The 15,765-nt window shown below is 73.4% G+C and carries 17 protein-coding genes and 1 pseudogene; 13 read left to right on the plus strand and 5 right to left on the minus strand.

Going from position 1 to position 15,765, the window contains the following annotated elements:
• Positions 1-77: 77 nt before the first annotated feature.
• Both map and ACGFIZ_RS20410 read left to right on the plus strand, forming a co-directional pair.
• On the plus strand, positions 78-935 hold the full coding sequence (gene map / locus ACGFIZ_RS20405; RefSeq protein WP_393421360.1) for a type I methionyl aminopeptidase: 858 nt from the start codon (positions 78-80) through the stop codon (positions 933-935).
• The gene (locus ACGFIZ_RS20410; protein WP_393421361.1) at positions 932-1,645 is read left to right on the plus strand and encodes a VIT1/CCC1 transporter family protein; all 714 of its coding nucleotides are present in this window, start codon (positions 932-934) and stop codon (positions 1,643-1,645) included. Before map ends, ACGFIZ_RS20410 begins: the two co-directional genes overlap by 4 nt.
• Positions 1,646-1,687: 42 nt before the next feature.
• On the opposite strand, the gene ACGFIZ_RS20415 is transcribed toward ACGFIZ_RS20410, so the two are convergent.
• The 5 genes and pseudogenes from ACGFIZ_RS20415 to ACGFIZ_RS20435 form a co-directional block, all read right to left on the minus strand.
• Positions 1,688-2,401 (minus strand): nucleotidyltransferase domain-containing protein, encoded by a 714-nt coding sequence (locus ACGFIZ_RS20415; protein WP_393421362.1) that lies wholly within the window; start codon positions 2,399-2,401, stop codon positions 1,688-1,690.
• Positions 2,402-2,594: 193 nt separating this feature from the next.
• Positions 2,595-2,837 (minus strand): annotated as a pseudogene (locus ACGFIZ_RS20420) (hypothetical protein); the annotation flags it as partial.
• Positions 2,726-3,322, minus strand: coding sequence for a PadR family transcriptional regulator (locus ACGFIZ_RS20425; protein ID WP_393421363.1), 597 nt, complete (start codon positions 3,320-3,322; stop codon positions 2,726-2,728). The gene ACGFIZ_RS20425 and the pseudogene ACGFIZ_RS20420, both read right to left, overlap by 112 nt.
• Before the next feature lie 72 nt (positions 3,323-3,394).
• A complete protein-coding gene (locus tag ACGFIZ_RS20430) occupies positions 3,395-3,844 on the minus strand; it encodes a ferritin-like domain-containing protein (RefSeq protein WP_393421365.1) in 450 nt (149 codons plus the stop codon).
• Positions 3,841-4,287, minus strand: a complete 447-nt coding sequence (locus ACGFIZ_RS20435) for a hypothetical protein (protein WP_393421409.1) — start codon at positions 4,285-4,287, stop codon at positions 3,841-3,843. The genes ACGFIZ_RS20430 and ACGFIZ_RS20435 overlap by 4 nt, the downstream gene beginning before the upstream one ends.
• A gap of 228 nt (positions 4,288-4,515) precedes the next feature.
• Between ACGFIZ_RS20435 and rimP the strand changes: the two genes are divergently transcribed.
• The 11 genes from rimP to ACGFIZ_RS20490 all read left to right on the plus strand — a co-directional run.
• Entirely contained in the window at positions 4,516-5,226 is a 711-nt protein-coding gene (rimP, locus tag ACGFIZ_RS20440; RefSeq protein ID WP_393421367.1) for a ribosome maturation factor RimP, read from the plus strand.
• Entirely contained in the window at positions 5,223-6,266 is a 1,044-nt protein-coding gene (gene nusA / locus ACGFIZ_RS20445) for a transcription termination factor NusA (protein ID WP_393421369.1), read from the plus strand. The genes rimP and nusA overlap by 4 nt, the downstream gene beginning before the upstream one ends.
• Before the next feature lie 16 nt (positions 6,267-6,282).
• Entirely contained in the window at positions 6,283-6,615 is a 333-nt protein-coding gene (locus tag ACGFIZ_RS20450; protein WP_393421371.1) for a YlxR family protein, read from the plus strand.
• A gap of 93 nt (positions 6,616-6,708) precedes the next feature.
• Positions 6,709-9,720 (plus strand): translation initiation factor IF-2, encoded by a 3,012-nt coding sequence (infB, locus tag ACGFIZ_RS20455; RefSeq protein WP_393421373.1) that lies wholly within the window; start codon positions 6,709-6,711, stop codon positions 9,718-9,720.
• Positions 9,721-9,809: 89 nt separating this feature from the next.
• Entirely contained in the window at positions 9,810-10,103 is a 294-nt protein-coding gene (locus ACGFIZ_RS20460) for a DUF503 domain-containing protein (protein ID WP_393421375.1), read from the plus strand.
• A 180-nt stretch (positions 10,104-10,283) separates the two neighbouring features.
• Entirely contained in the window at positions 10,284-10,772 is a 489-nt protein-coding gene (gene rbfA / locus ACGFIZ_RS20465; RefSeq protein WP_393421377.1) for a 30S ribosome-binding factor RbfA, read from the plus strand.
• Positions 10,769-11,914 carry a bifunctional oligoribonuclease/PAP phosphatase NrnA gene (locus ACGFIZ_RS20470; protein WP_393421379.1) on the plus strand — a complete coding sequence of 382 codons (1,146 nt, stop codon included), beginning with the start codon at positions 10,769-10,771 and terminating at the stop codon, positions 11,912-11,914. The genes rbfA and ACGFIZ_RS20470 overlap by 4 nt, the downstream gene beginning before the upstream one ends.
• 64 nt (positions 11,915-11,978) lie before the next feature.
• A complete protein-coding gene (locus tag ACGFIZ_RS20475) occupies positions 11,979-12,386 on the plus strand; it encodes a hypothetical protein (protein WP_393421381.1) in 408 nt (135 codons plus the stop codon).
• Positions 12,386-12,595, plus strand: a complete 210-nt coding sequence (locus ACGFIZ_RS20480; protein WP_347670513.1) for a DUF6186 family protein — start codon at positions 12,386-12,388, stop codon at positions 12,593-12,595. The genes ACGFIZ_RS20475 and ACGFIZ_RS20480 overlap by 1 nt, the downstream gene beginning before the upstream one ends.
• Before the next feature lie 709 nt (positions 12,596-13,304).
• The gene (locus ACGFIZ_RS20485; RefSeq protein WP_393421383.1) at positions 13,305-13,817 is read left to right on the plus strand and encodes an AAA family ATPase; all 513 of its coding nucleotides are present in this window, start codon (positions 13,305-13,307) and stop codon (positions 13,815-13,817) included.
• 618 nt (positions 13,818-14,435) lie between these two features.
• A partial coding sequence (locus tag ACGFIZ_RS20490; RefSeq protein WP_393421385.1) for a hypothetical protein occupies positions 14,436-15,765 on the plus strand: 1,330 nt, incomplete at its 3' end.

The raw sequence follows: 15,765 nt of genomic DNA on the forward strand, positions 1-15,765 counted from the left end.
GGTGGTGGCCGGGGTCACCGCGCCCGCCCACCCCGGCGCGTCATTGGCGGAAGCGGGGCCGGCGATAGGCTGGCGGCATGACCGTCCGTGCGCCGCTGACCCCAGGCACGCTCTCTCCGCTGCGACCGGTTCCCGGTCACATCGTCCGGCCCGAGTACGTGGGCAAGAAGGCCCCGCAGGAATACCGCGGCTCGCACGTGCAGACACCGGAGACCATCGAGCGGATGCGGGTCGCCAGCCGGCTCGCCGCCCAGGCCACGCAACTCGCCGGCGAGCACTGCAAGCCCGGGGTGGCCACCGACGAGATCGACAGGGTGGTGCACGAGTTCCTCTGCGACCACGGCGCGTACCCGTCGACGTTGGGCTACAAGGGCTTCCCGAAGTCCTGCTGCACCAGCCTCAACGAGGTGATCTGCCATGGCATCCCGGACTCCACGGTCCTGCAGGACGGCGACATCATCAACGTCGACGTCACCGCGTACATCGGCGGGGTGCACGGCGACACCAACGCCACGTTCTGCGTGGGCGAGGTCAGCGAGGAGGCCCGGCTGCTGGTCGAGCGGACCCACGAGGCGATGATGCGCGGGATCAGGGCCGTCGCCCCGGGCCGGCAGATCAACGTGATCGGCCGGGTCATCCAGTCGTACGCCAAGCGGTTCGGTTACGGCGTCGTCCGCGACTTCACCGGCCACGGCATCGGCGAGTCGTTCCACAGCGGGCTGTACGTGCCGCACTACGACACCACCCGGCCGACCGACGTGATGGAGCCGGGGATGACGTTCACCATCGAGCCGATGATCACCCTCGGCACCTACCAGTACGACATGTGGGACGACGGCTGGACGGTGGTCACCAAGGATCGCAGGTGGACGGCCCAGTTCGAGCACACCATCGTGGTGACCGACGACGGCCACGAGATCCTGACACTGCCGTGACCGAGACCCCGGCGGCGCTGCGGGAGGCGCACCACGCGGACGTGTCCGGCGGCTGGCTGCGGCCGGCCGTGTTCGGCGCGATGGACGGACTGGTCACCAACATCGCCCTGATCGCGGGCGTCGGCGGCGGCGGGGTGTCGCCGCGCAGCATCGTGCTCACGGGCATCGCCGGCCTGGTCGCGGGCGCCATCTCGATGGGGTTGGGCGAGTACACCAGCGTCCGCTCGGCCAACGAGCAGGTCGCCGCCGAGGTGGCCAAGGAGCGGCGGGAGTTGGAACGGCACCCGGAGGCCGAGGCCCGCGAGCTGGCCGACGCCTGGGTGGCCCGCGGCCTGCCCCGCGACCTGGCCACGCAGATGGCCGAGGCGGTGCGGCGCAACCCGGAGGAGGCGCTGCGGGTGCACGTCCGGGAGGAGTTGGGCGTCGACCCGGACGAGCAGCCCAGCCCCTGGGCGGCGGCCGTCTCGTCGTTCCTGTTCTTCTCGGTCGGCGCGCTGATCCCGCTGCTGACGTACCTGTTCGGGGCCACCAGCCTGGGGCTGGCCCTGGCTGTCGGCGGGGTCGGCCTGTTCGCGGCGGGCGCGATCGTGGCCCGGTTCACCCACCGCCGCTGGTGGGCCGGCGGGCTGCGCCAGCTCCTCCTCGGCGCCGCCGCGGCCGCCGCGACGTACGCGATCGGCGCCCTCGTCGGCATCCAGGGCGGCCTGTAGCGATCCCCTGTGCACGGCGCCGGCCCCTGGGCAGGACCGCGTTCACGCCCCCGTGAGCAGGTCGTCCACCGTGCCGTCGACGGGGCGGCCCCGGGCGGCCAAGTCCTCGGCCTGCCGCTTCAGCACGGCGCCCACCTCGGTCATGTCCGCGCCGGCCAGGCCGGTACGCCGCACGGCGTCCCCCGGATCGCGGAAGTAGGTGCGGCTGAGCAGCCCGCTCACCGTGGCCGCCGCGAGGCGGGCCTCGCCGAGCATCAGCAGCGCCTGGTCCGTCTCGTACCAGGCGGCGAGCCGGGCGGCCCGGGCGTGCGCGGCCCAGCCGCGGTACCACGCCTGCCGGGCGGCGCCGGTGAACTCCGCCGGCCGGGCCCGGGCCAGCGCGCCCAGGTGCTCGTCGCGCAGGGCCCGCAGCCAGCCCGTCGGGTCGTGCAGCGGGCGGGTGGTGACGTACCGGTCGGCCGTCAGCGGCCAGCGCGCGGAGATCGACCGCGCCTGGTCGAGGTAGTCGTCGGCGGCGGCCACGGTCAGGTCGACCAGCACCCCGTCGATCCGGCGGGTCGCCGGGGCCGGCCCCGAGCCGGCCCGGTACGTGGCGACGAGCAGCCCCACCTCGCCGTCCCCGCCGCCGTCGTCGTCGCCGTGGGCCAGCGGGCCGTGCACCGCGACCGCGAGGACGTCGGCGGGAAAGCGTCGCCGGGCGGCGTCCGCGACCCGCTCCGCCACCGACCACCGGGGATCGTCCTGGTCCGGGTCCACTGATCACCCCTACCTCGTGTCACCCCTACCTCATGTGACCACCTCTACCGCGTGACTTCGCGTTCCACGATAGTCACTCCCGGTCGCTGCGCCCGGCAGCGCCGCGCCCGACCGGCACCAGCCGGAAGACGCGGCGCCTTCGGCCGCCGAAGAACCGCCAGTCAGTCCAGGCGGCGCTCGACCGCCAGCCGGGCCCCATCACGGCGACCAGCTCGCCGGGGGCGACGGCGAGGCTGACCCCGCGCAGGGCGTGCACGGCCGCCTCGCCGGCGCCGTGGGTGCGGTGGACATCGCGTACGTCGAGCACCGCGTCGCCCCGTCCGCTCACCGTCGTGCCCCCTCGCCGTCCCGATCCACCGCCCCCGCCGGGTGCCCCGGGCCGGCGGGCGGCGCCCCGCCCGGCGCCGGCCGGTGCCGGACCAGGCTCGTCTCGCAGTGGTCCAGCCAGCGGATCTCCGCCTCGGCCTGGAACACCATCGCGTCCAGCACCAGCCGCCAGGGCAGGTCCTCGGGGCGGTCGCTGGCGTACTTCAACCGGGTCAACTCCTGCAGCGTCCGCATGGTGGCGGCGCGCTGGTTCTGCACCACGGCGCGTACGTCCACCCCCGGCGTGGTCAGCGCCAGCGCCAGCTTGATCGCAAGCTCGTCGCGCGGCCGGTCGGCGCGGCTCACCGGGGTCGCGAACCACAGCGCCAGGTCCGCCCGCCCGGCGTCGGTGATCTCGTACGGCCGCTGCCCGCCCTCGCTCTCCGGCAGCGGGCGGACCAGCCCGTTCCGCTCCAGGCGGGAGAGGGTGGTGTAGACCTGCCCGATGTTCAGCGGCCAGGTCGAGCCGGTCGACTCCTCGAACGCGGCCCGGAGCTGGTAGCCGTACATCTGGCCGCGTTCGAGCAGCGCGAGCAGGCCGTGGCGGATGGACATGGCTCCGGAGTATGCATACCTGGTATGCCGGCCGCAACCGGAGGCGGGCCGGTGGTCGTGCGGTACGTGGTGTCAGGTGGGGCGGCCCGGGAACGGCACCGTGAGCGGGTTCGTGCCGGCGGTGCGCCGCCACCGGGTGGCCCGGACCGCGCAGTCGGTCAGCGCGGCCAGCGCCCGGTTGCGGTCCGTCCCGGTGGTGTGCGGCAACACCGCGCGCCAGTACGCCGCCGTGCGCACCTCCACCTCGATCGCGAGCCGCAGCGCGCTCGCCCGGTCGGTGACGGGGAACGGCAGCGCGTACCCGGCCCGGTCGGCGGGGATCTGGCCCCCCGCCGCGCTCAGCTGGAGCACCAACTCGTCGCGGCGGGCCCGGTGCGCGGCCTCGGCCCGGCGGGCGGCCGTCCGGGCGGCGTCGGTGAGCCGTACCCCGATCGGCCCGTACGCGAAGATCGCCGCGTATTCGGCGGAGAGCGCGTCGGCCAGCGCCTGGGCCGGCCCGGACGGTGCCTGTCGCTGCCTCACCGCAACGCCTCCACGTGGGTCGCCCGGGCGGCGGCGATCGAGCCGAGCAGCGCGGCCCGCCCGGCCGGCGCCTCGGCGCAGAGCTTCGCGGCCGTCTCCCGGCCGCGCTGCTCCGCCTCGCGCAGCGCGTCCAGCATCGCCGCCCGGTCGCCGGGCGTGGCGTCGGCGGACGGCGCGGCCGAGGCCGCCGGCCGGCGCGTCAGCCTCGCCAGCTCGCCCGCGTGCGCCTCGTGCGCCTCCGCGATCGGCGTCAACAGCTCGGCCAAATCCGGGTCCGCGGCGAGCGCGGCGCGGTGTCGGGCGGCCAGGTCGCGGGCCTCCGCGGCGAGCGGTTCGAGGGGGTCGGGCCCCGGCGGCGGCCCCTCGTCGCGGTCGAAAAGGTCACAGCCGGTCAGCGGCGCGGTGGCGCCGCCGAGAGCCAGCAGCGCGCCGGCCCCCAGCAGCTTTCGCCGGGAATGCCCAGGTACGCGCTCACGTTGCGTCGTTCTGCCGCTCGCCACCCGACAAGTCAACACCATCGGAGCGGAACTGTGGGCGAGAGGCGTCGGTGCGCCGCCCGGTCCCTCGCGCCGCGGCCGCGTTACGCTCTGCGCAGCCACCGGCGTGTCCGCTCCGGTGGCGTGCCGGCATGGCGTCCCGAGGGGCGTCGTCGATCATGAAGGGGTGCCCAGATGACGCAGCGTGGCCGTGCCACCAGGCCGACGGGGCCGACCGGGAGACCCCGGCGCGCCGACGGCCCGCGGCGGGGCGACGGCGGCGACCGCATCGGCGGCCCCCGGGGTGACCTCTCCGCCCGCCGAGCCCGGTTGCACGCCGTGATCGAGCCGGTCGTGAACCAGATCGGGTACGACCTGGAGGACCTCTCCGTCTCGCGGGCCGGCCGCCGGCACGTGGTGCGGGTGATCGTGGACGCCGACGGCGGGATCAACCTGGACGCCGTCGCGGACGTCTCCCGGGCGGTCTCCGCCGCCCTCGACGCGGCCGAGGAGTCCGGCGGCGACATCCTGGCCGGCGAGTACCAGTTGGAGGTCAGCTCGCCGGGCGTGGACCGCCCGCTCACCCTGCCCCGGCACTGGCGGCGCAACGTCGGCCGGCTGGTGAAGGTGACCACCCGGGCTGCCCTGCCCGGCCCCCGCGCCGAGCAGGCCACGGGCGACCGGCAGGTCACCGGCCGGGTGGTGGCGGCCGACGACGAGCGCGTGACACTGGAGACCGAGTCCGGCCGCGCGGAGTGGACGTACGCCGAACTGGGCCCCGGCCGGGTGCAGGTGGAGTTCCACCGCCTCGACGAACTGGGTGACGACGACCTCGGCGACGCCGAGGACCTTGACGACACTGACGACATCGACGACGAAGATGATGTGGAGGACGAGGAGAGGTGAACATCGACCTCGCGGCGCTGCGCGCACTCGAGCGCGAGCGGGAGATCCCGTTCGACACGATCCTCGCGGCGATCGAGACGGCGCTGCTGACCGCGTACCGGCACACCGAGGGGGCGGAGCCGCACGCCCGGGTGGAGATCGACCGGAAGTCCGGCACGGCCTCCGTCTACGCCCAGGAGTTGGGCGAGGACGGCACGGTGGCCCGGGAATGGGACGACACCCCGCACGACTTCGGCCGGATCGCGGCCATGACGGCCAAGCAGGTGATCCTCCAGCGGCTGCGGGAGGCCACCGACGAGGTGCACTTCGGCGAGTACGTCGGCCGCGACGGCGACCTGGTCACCGGCGTGGTGCAGGCGCACGAGGCGCGGGCCGAGAAGGGCATCGTGACCGTCGACCTGGGCAAGCTGGAGGGCGTGCTGCCGCAGTCGGAGCAGGTCCCGGGCGAGCGGTACACGCACGGCGAGCGGATCCGCTGCGTCGTGGTGCACGTGGCCAAGGGCATGCGTGGCCCGCAGATCACGTTGTCCCGGTCGCACCCCGGGCTGGTGAAGAAGCTCTTCGCCCTGGAGGTTCCGGAGATCGCCGACGGCACCGTCGAGATCGGCGCCATCGCCCGTGAGGCAGGTCACCGGACGAAGATCGCCGTACGCTCGACCGCGCCGGGCGTGAACGCCAAGGGCGCCTGCATCGGCCCGATGGGCCAGCGCGTCCGGGCCGTCATGAGCGAGTTGCACGGCGAAAAGATCGACATCATCGACTGGTCGGACGATCCGGCCACTTTTGTCGGGAACGCCCTGTCGCCGGCCAAGGCCCTGCGGGTCGAGGTCGTCGACCTGGCCACCCGGACGGCCCGGGTGACCGTGCCGGACTTCCAGCTCTCGCTCGCGATCGGTCGGGAGGGGCAGAATGCCCGGCTTGCTGCCCGCCTGACCGGTTGGCGAATCGACATCCGGTCGGATGCGGAGCAGACCGCGGCGGTCGCGCGGGGCGGGGCTGATCACCTCCCGGAGCCGGGCGGCGCGATCTCGGGTAGCTAGGGGTAGACTTCTTCCGGTGGTACGACGCGCGCTGCCGGAGCGCACCTGTGTGGGTTGCCGGCGACGTGCGCCGGCCAGGGAACTGCTGCGGATCGTCGCGGTCGGCGACGAGGCTGGTCACAGCCTTCGAGTCGATCCGGCTCGCAGGCTGCCGGGTCGGGGAGCGAACATGCACCCGGATCCGGCCTGCTTCGCGCTGGCACTACGGCGTCGTGCCTTCGGGCGCGCGTTGCGCGTCACCGGGGTCGTCGACCACGGTGAGCTGGCCGAGCATCTCGATGCGCCAACCACTACGTCCGGTCAGCCCGACCGGGCGAGGGTCGCTAGCAAGGTAGGACGACCGACATGAGCACACGATGAAGTCGCAGAAATGACCAGGCTTCAAGTGCACGAGTGAGGTCGCTGCGGGTGCTGCCCGCACGACCTCGGAGTGAGGAGTGCAGTGGCAGGTAAGGCCCGCGTACACGAGCTTGCTAAGGAGCTCGGGGTCGAAAGCAAGACCGTTCTCGCCAAGCTGAAGGAAATGGGCGAGTTCGTGAAGTCCGCGTCCAGCACCGTCGAGGCGCCCGTCGCCCGCCGGCTGCGCAACGCATTCGTCGCCTCCGCCGGTGCCGCGGCGCCGGCCGCCCCGCCGGCGGCCGCCCCGGCTCCGACGCCGACCCCGACGCCGTCTCCGACCCCGGGTGCCCCCCGGATCTCGGCGAAGCCGATGCCGCCGCGGCGGCCCGGCCCGCCGACCCCCGGGCCGAAGCCCAAGGGGCCGGTCCCCGGCCCGCCGCAGGTGGCGACCCCGGTCGCCAAGCCGGCGAGCGCACACGACATCGAGGTGGCCGCCGCCGAGGCGCGTGCCGCCGCGCTGAAGGCCGAGCAGGAGGCCGCGGTCAAGGCCGCCCAGGCCGCCCGCCAGCAGCAGCGTGAGACCGTCCGCCGGGAGCCTCCGACCGAGGGGGGTCCCCGCCCCGGGCCGCGTCCGGGCCCGGCTCCGGGCATGATGCCGCCCCGTCCGGGTTCCCCGGCCGCCGGCCGCGGCGGTGGCGCGCCGACCCCGGGCCCCGGCCCGCGTCCGGGCGGTCGTCCGCCGGCGCGCGGCGCCGGTAACAACCCGTTCGGGATCCAGGGTGGCCAGCAGCAGCGGCCCCCGGCCGCGGGTGCCGGCGGCCCCCGGCCCAGCCCGGCGTCGATGCCGCCGCGGCCGAGCCCGGCCTCCATGCCGCCGCGGCCCAGCCCGGCCTCCATGCCGAGCCAGCGCCCCGGTCGCCCCGGTGGCCCCGGCGCGGGTCGCCCCGGTGGCGGCGGCGCTGGTCGTCCCGGTGGTGGCGGCGGCGGTGGTTTCCGCGGCGGTCCCGGTGGCGGTGGTGGCGGCGGCGGTGGTGGTTTCCGCGGCGGTCCCGGTGGCGGCGGTGGCGGTGGCGGCGGTTTCCGCGGCGGTCCCGGTGGCGGCGGCGGTGCCGGTGGTGGCTTCCGTCCGGGCGCCCCGGCCGGTGGCGCCGGTCGTCCGGGTGGCGGCGGTCGTGGCCGTGGCGGCGGTGCCGCGGGCGCCTTCGGGCGTCCGGGCGGCAAGCCGACCCGTGGCCGCAAGTCCAAGAAGCAGCGCAGACAGGAGTTCGACAACCTGTCGGCCCCGACCATGAGCTCGGGCGCGCCCCGGGGTCAGGGTCAGGTCGTCCGGCTGTCCCGTGGCGCCTCGCTGTCGGACTTCGCCGACAAGATCAACGCCAACCCGGGTTCGCTGGTCCAGGAGATGTTCAACCTGGGCGAGATGGTCACGGCGACCCAGTCCTGCTCCGACGACACCCTGCTGCTGCTGGGTGAGCACCTCGGCTTCGACGTGCAGATCGTCAGCCCGGAGGACGAGGACCGCGAGCTGCTCGCGCAGTTCAACATCGACCTCGACGCGGAGGTGTCGGAGGACCGCCTGGTCAGCCGTGCGCCGGTGGTGACCGTCATGGGTCACGTCGACCACGGTAAGACCAAGCTGCTCGACGCGATCCGCAAGGCGAACGTCGTGGCCGGCGAGGCGGGTGGCATCACCCAGCACATCGGCGCCTACCAGGTCCGCGTCCCGCACGAGGGCGAGGACCGGGCGGTGACCTTCATCGACACCCCGGGTCACGAGGCGTTCACCGCCATGCGTGCCCGTGGCGCCCAGGTGACGGACATCGTGGTGCTGGTGGTCGCGGCCGACGACGGCGTGATGCCGCAGACGATCGAGGCGTTGAACCACGCCAAGGCGGCCGACGTGCCGATCGTGGTGGCGGTCAACAAGGTCGACAAGCCGGAGGCCAACCCGGACAAGGTCCGCCAGCAGCTGACCGAGTACGGCCTGGTCGCCGAGGAGTACGGCGGCGACACCATGTTCGTCAACGTGGCGGCCAAGCCGGGTATCGGCATCGACGACCTCCTGGAGGCCGTGCTGCTCACCGCCGACGCGTCGCTGGAGCTGACCGCTCCGATCGACGGGCCGGCGCAGGGTGTGGCCATCGAGGCGCACCTGGACAAGGGCCGCGGCGCGGTGGCGACGGTGCTGGTGCAGAAGGGCACCCTGCGGGCGGGCGACTCGATCGTCGCCGGCGGGGCGCACGGCCGGGTCCGGGCGATGCTCGACGAGAACGGCAACCAGGTCGCCGAGGCGGGCCCGTCCCGTCCGGTGCTGGTGCTCGGTCTCACCGCGGTCCCCGGGGCGGGCGACACCTTCCTCGCGGCCGAGGACGACCGCACGGTGCGCCAGATCGCCGAGCAGCGGCAGGCGCGGCGGCGGGCGGCGGCGTTCGCCAACTCCCGCGGCCGGGCCACCCTCGAGACGCTCATGGAGCAGCTCAAGGAGGGCGAGAAGACCTCGCTCAACCTGGTGCTCAAGGGCGACGTCTCCGGTTCCGTGGAGGCCCTCGAGGACGCCCTGTTCAACCTCGACATCCCGGAGGAGGTCCAGCTCAGGATCATCCACCGGGGCGTGGGTGCGATCACCGAGAGCGACGTCATGCTCGCGAGCGCCTCGTCCGAGGCGGTCACGATCATCGGCTTCAACGTGCGGGCCGCCAACAAGGTCCGCGAGATGGCCGACCGCGAGGGCGTGGAGATCCGGTACTACACCGTCATCTACCAGGCCATCGAGGAGATCGACGCCGCGCTCAAGGGCCTGCTCAAGCCGGAGTACGAGGAGGTCGAGCTCGGCACCGCGGAGATCCGCGACGTCTTCCGCTCGTCCAAGATCGGCAACATCTCCGGCTGCATCGTCCGGTCCGGCATCATCCGCCGCAACGCCAAGGCGCGGCTGCTGCGGGACGGGGCGGTCGTGGCGGACAACCTCACGATCAGCTCCCTCAAGCGGTTCAAGGACGACGCGACGGAGGTCCGCGAAGGCTTCGAGTGCGGTCTGACCCTGGGCGGGTTCAACAACGTCCAGGTCGGCGACGTGATCGAGACCTTCGAGATGCGGGAGAAGCCGCGCGCCTGACGCGTCCGACACCCTGATCAGGGGGTTTACGCCCGAAAGGCGTAAACCCCTTGATCATGTGGGGGGAGCTGCGGGTATCGTCCGGGGCGATGTTCACCGGAACCGCGGTCTTCGACCTGCTGCTGCCGGGCGACTCCCGGTCGCTCAAGGCCAAGAGATCATACGTACGGCCGATCGTGGCGGCGCTGCGCCGCTTCGAGGTGTCGGCCGCCGAGGTGGGAGCGCTCGACCTGCACGGTCGGGCGCAGATAGCCGTGGCCGTGGTGGCCGCGGAGGGCGCGCACGTGCGCGAGGTGCTCGACTCCTGCGAGCGCCTGGTGGCGGGCCGCCCCGAGGTCGAGCTGCTGTCGGTCCGCCAGCGCCTCTACGGCGAGGAGGACTGACGGCGGCCGCACCGTGGACGCGTCGAAGCTCGTGGCGGCGCGTCGCACCGGCGGTGCCGGGCGGACCCGCGGCCGGTCCGGGCACGCGGGTAGTGTCAGAAGTTGTTGGCCGGTCGGATCGCCGGTGGCTTCCCGCGCCGCCGATCCGGTCGGGAACGGGACGCCGTGGAGGTGGGCGAGATGACGGATCCGGCCAGGGTACGCCGGCACGCGGAGCGGATTCGCGAACTGGTCGCGTCGGTGGTGCGGAGCCAGATCAAGGACCCCCGGCTCGGCATGATCACCATCACCGACGCGCGGATCACCGCCGACCTGCGGGACGCGACGGTCTTCTACACGGTGCTCGGCGACGCGGCGGCCCAGTCCAGCACCGCGGCGGCGCTGGAGAGCGCCAAGGGCATGCTGCGCAGCACGGTCGGCAAGGCCCTCGGGCTGCGGCACTCGCCGACCCTGACGTTCGTGCTCGACGACGTCCAGGACCAGGTCAAGCACATCGACGACCTGCTGGCGGCGGCCCGCACCGCCGACGCCGAGGTGCAGCGCCTGGCCGCCGGCGCCCAGTACGCCGGCGAGGCCCAGCCGTACCGGCTGGACGAGGAGGCCGACGAGGACTCCGAGGACGAGGACTCCGACGACGAGGACGCCCCGCGCGGCGCGGGTCGGCCGTGACCGACGCCACGTCCGGGCCGGCGGACACCGGCCCGGACGAAGCCGGCGTCCCGTCGGTCGGAGCCCCGGTCGAGGCGGGGGCCGGACCACGTGACGGCGCCCCTGTCGACGCGGGGGCCGGACCACGTGACGGCGCCCCGGTCGAGGCCGAATGGGCGGCGGCCGTCGCGGCGGTCCGCGACCTGCCGGCCGACGCCCGGATCCAGCTGATCTGCCACGTCAACCCGGACGGGGACGCGCTGGGCAGCATGCTCGGCTTCGGGCTGGGCCTGCGCCAACTCGGCGTACGCCGGCTGCGCGCGACGTTCCCCGGCCCACCCGAGGTGCCCGAGCCGTTCCGCGCCCTGCCCGGGCTCGACCTGCTGGTGCCCGAGGATGAGGCGTACCCGGCGCCGGAGCTGGTCGTCTGCTTCGACGCGGCGAGTGAGTCGCGGCTCGGCGCGCTGGTCGACCGGCTGGACACCGCCGGCTGCGCCCTGGTGCTGGACCACCACGCCTCGAACACCCGGTTCGGCGGGATCAACCTCGTCGACCCACACGCCGCGGCGACGTCGGTGGTCGCCGAGGAGCTGCTGACCCGCCTCGGGGTGAGCCTGGACGCGGCGATCGCGGAGTGCCTCTACGTCGCTCTGACCACCGACACCGGGTCGTTCCGGTTCGAGGCGACCACCCCGGCGGTGCACGAGCTGGCGGCCCGGCTGCTGGCCACCGGCATCCGGCCCGGCGACATCTCCCGGCGGGTCTTCGACACCCGCCCCTTCGGCGCGGTGCGGCTCTTCGGCGAGGCGCTCGGGCGAGCCCGGCTGGAGCCGGAGGCGGCCGGCGGCCGCGGGCTGGTGTGGACGTACGCCACGCTCGACGACCTGGCGCGGCACGGCCAGCGGCCGTACGTGCTGGAGGCCCTGATCGACTCGGTGCGCTGCACCGCCGAGGCGGACGTGAGCTGCGTGGTGAAGCAGGTCCGCCCGGGGGAGTGGGCGGTCTCGATGCGCAGCAAGGGCGCGGTGGACGTCAGCCGGGTGGCGGTCGCCCTCGGCGGCGGAGGTCACCGGTTCGCGGCCGGATTCACCGGCCACGGCAGCGTCGACGAGGTGGTGGCGGGCATCCGGGCCGAGCTGGACAAGGCGCTGATCGGGGCGTAGATCAGGGCAGACTCCGGGCCGTACCGGTCTTTCCGCGCTCGGTGACGGCGAGGAGAATCGGGGGATGGAGCACCCCCACGAGCTCACCGCGACGGAGTCCCGGGCGTGGGACCGCCCCGTGGTCACCGTGCCGGTGCTGGTCTGTCTCTCCCTGGTCGGCGGGCAACTGCCCTCGTTCTCCACCTCCGCCAACCTCTACACCCTCGGCACCGGGGGCGCGCTGATCTGGCTCGGCCTCGGCAACCGGGTGCCGCGCCGACCCGCGCCGCGCCGGCTGGGTCCGGGGGCGCTCTGGTGGGTCCTTCCGGTCGCCGTCTTCGGCGTCCTCGAGGGAGCCACCTTCGTTCTGGCGACCGGTGACGACTTCCCGACGTTCTCCCGGCTGGCCGATCCGCTGCTGGAGGACGAGCTGGTCCGCTCCGCGGCCTGGTTCGCCTGGCTCGCCGCGTTCTGGGGACTGGTCCGGCGATGATGCGCGCGCTCGCCATAACCGGCTTCCTCACCGCGCTGGCCCTCTTCGCCGCCGTCGAGTGGGCGTCCCGCCGAGAGGGTTCCCGCGTGCCGTCGCTGGCAGACGTCTGCGCCTACGTCATGCGGTACGAGGTCGGCCCCGTCCCGGTCGGCCGGATCGGCCTGTTCGGGTTCTGGTGGTGGCTGGGGTGGCACTTCCTGGCCCGCTGACCGCCGCACGCGAAGCCCACGACGGCCGGAAGCCGTCCACGGATGGGTCCAGATTCCGGGAACAGTGGGCGGTACGTGAACCTGAACGATAGCTTGGGTATCGATCGTCGCCGCGGTGTAGTGGTGCGGTCGCGGGTGGTCACGCCACACCCGGCGATACCCCCCTCCAGGGTCGGACCGACCCGGGCTCACGCTGCCCAAACCGGCCGCTCCGGCGATCCCGGACCGCCCCGGGGCAGTCAGCACGAATGCCCGCCGGGTCACCGTTTGGTGGCCCGCGCCCCTGGAAGGAACGTCCATGCCGAGCAAGCCCAAGCCCGAGACCACCGACGAGGCGCGCGAGCAGGCCCGCCGTGCGCTGCAGACGTCGATGGACACCCGTCAGTGACCCAGGCCGACCGGCGGTGATGTCGCCGACGCCCGACGCCGACCTCCGACGTCCGGTTCGGAAACTGGCGCTCGACGCCGCTGGCATCACCGCCCGACCGGTCCCCGCTGCCCCGCAGCCCCTGATCCGCCGGTTCCCCTGATCCTCCGGCCCGAGCCTCCGCCCGGTCCGAGGATCCGCCGGCAGTTGACCCGCCCGGTTGGCTGAACCGCTGAATCGCCGGTCCGAGAATCCGCCGACTCGCCGGCTCCGCCGGCCGCTGACCCGATCGTCCCGCGAAACGTGCTTTCCGTCCCGGGTGGCCCGGGTTAGCGTCCATCCGTGCAACGCGTCCTGATCGTCGGCAGCGCGGGCGCTGGCAAGAGCACCCTGGCCCGCGAGGTCGCCCGCCGGCTCGGCCTCCCGGTGGTGCACCTGGACCGACACTACTGGCGGCCCGGCTGGACCGTACCCGACGAGACGCGCTGGCGGGAGACCGTGGCGGCGCTCGCCGCCGCTCCCGCCTGGGTGCTGGATGGCAACTACGGCAGCACCCTCGACCTGCGGCTGCCCCGCGCCGACCTGCTCGTCCTGGTGGACCTGCCCTGGCTCCTCTGTCTCGCCCGGGTCGTCCGCCGCCGCTGGGATCCGCGCGCGGCGGGCCGGGCGGACCTACCCGCCGGCTGCCCCGAGCGCCTCGACCTCGACTTCCTCGGCTATGTCCGGCGCTATCCCCGGGTGTCCCGTCCCCGGGTGTTCGCCGCGCGCGCCGCCCACGCGCCGGAACTGCCGCTGGTCCGGCTGCGCAGCCGCGCCGAGGTCCGCCGGTGGCTGGCCCGTCTGCCCACCTTCTGAGCGCCCCGCACCCCGCGCCTCGCGCCGTCCGTTCCCGCCCTGTTCGCTACGTATCCCAGCCGTTTTCGGGCCCTGTGTCGGTGGGGGACGAACGCCGCGGGTACCGGGGCCGTTGAACGTTGTTGCCCGAAGTGAACCCGCCGCTACGGCCCGGCCGTGAGATAGCAGGGGGGTGAGGGGGTGAGCGTGTTGGGCGACGAGGGACTGCGGGCCGAGATGCGGCGGCGTCATGGGTGAAATCGTGCTCTTGAATGAGGGTGCCCTGGCGCGGCGGGTGGAGTTGCTGGGGGGAACATCGTGCTCGGAATTTTCGGTCAACTGGTGGGGAGGTCGCGTAGGTGGGTGGCCTTCATGGTCGGTGGGTGGGGCGGGTGTCCCTCCGGTACGAGATCGATGCCTGACGGATGAGGCTGCGGATGGTGACGATGGCGTCGGCGAGGTCGGCGTGAGCGTTGGCCACGTCTTCTTTGCGTTCGTAGCGGTGTTGTAGCGGTTGAAGGTGTTGTGCCCGGCGTTCGTGCGCTCGGTGTGCCACCGCTGAGTGGCCCGGCACTTGTTTGGTTCCGGATGAGCGGCGGTCAGCGCGGCTGATCCGGGGCGGGGAAGGAGCGTTGCGCGTTGGCCGCCGCCGTTCCGACCGTTGAGCTCGATGAGAGCGCGATGCGGGTTTTGGAAGGCTTCACCGGGTTCAAGTTGTCCCGGACGAAGCTGCCGTTGTTGTGGCAGGACATCGGCACGGCCGAGGTGCTGGAGCATCGGGTGCGTACGGTGCTTGGTCCGTTGCTGGAGCAGACGATCAGGGCGGTCGGGGAGGCGGGGGAGGGCGAGGTCTTCGACCGGTTCGTGGCCCAGACCGCTCCGTTCGTGAGGAAGATGGCCGAGACGGCCGACCTGCTGCTCGCCGTGATCGAGGCGGAGAAGAAGTTCTTCCTCGAGACGGAGACCGGCAAGCGTACGGCGGTGGCCATGTTCAGCTTCATGCAGGCCGAGTTCGCCGTCGCCGCCGCGATGTGGTTCTGGAATCCGGTGGGGGCGGCGGCACACGTCGCCCAGACACGGTCCATCATCCAGGCGGTTCTGCGTTCGGCGTTGGTCCGCTCGGCGGCGAGCGGCACGGCTGTGCAGATGTTGTTCATGCCGGGTTCTGCGTTGCTGGCCGAGGTGTCGATGATGACCGATGGTCTGCAGTCCGGGGTGAACTGGTCGGCGGTCGGTAAGCAGGCGGCGTTCGCGGGGGCGGTGGCGTTCCTCGGCACGGTGGCGGGGCCGGCGTTGGGTAAGGTCGCTGGCGCTGTCGCCGGGGCTGTCAGCAAGCTGGGCGTGTCGGATGCCACCAAGATTCTGTTGACCGATGTGCTGACGCGGCCCGTGACGGAGACCCTCGGGGAGGGGCTCTTCGGTATCGGTGCCAGCTTGATGGTCGAGGGGTACTACGACTTCGACAATCTTGGTGCGGACCTTCTTTCCGGGGCGCTGTCGGGGGCGGGGGGGTCGGCCGCGAGCGTGTTCGGGTTCCTGTTGAGTCGCGCCGTGATGCAGCCCGGGGTGCAGGTGCCTCGTATCGATTTCACGCCGGACGGTAGGCCGGTCATGCCGGTGGGGGCGACACCGGTTGGTGGGGACACGTCCACGGGCTACCAGGCCGGGGTCGATGATCCGACGGCTGTGGGTGCCGGCACGCAGGCCCTGCCGCCCACGCCGCCGCCCACCCCGCCGCCGCTGCCGGCAGTGAACATGCCCATGCCGAAGCTGGACCTGCCCATGCCGAAGCTGGACCCGTCGGTGCCGTCGGTGCCGTTGTGGTCGGTGCCGTCGTGGTCGATGCCGGCTGCGCCGGCGCCGCAGTGGGTTGTGGCAGCTGGTGCGCCGGTGGTCGAGCAGTGGCATCGGTTCCAGCAGGAACTTGCAGACCGCTACGGTGGGCTGCTGGCCGGGACCGGGCAGGCAC

Origin of the sequence: Micromonospora sp. NPDC048830, assembly GCF_043198215.1 — a bacterium.
GTDB lineage: Bacteria > Actinomycetota > Actinomycetes > Mycobacteriales > Micromonosporaceae > Micromonospora.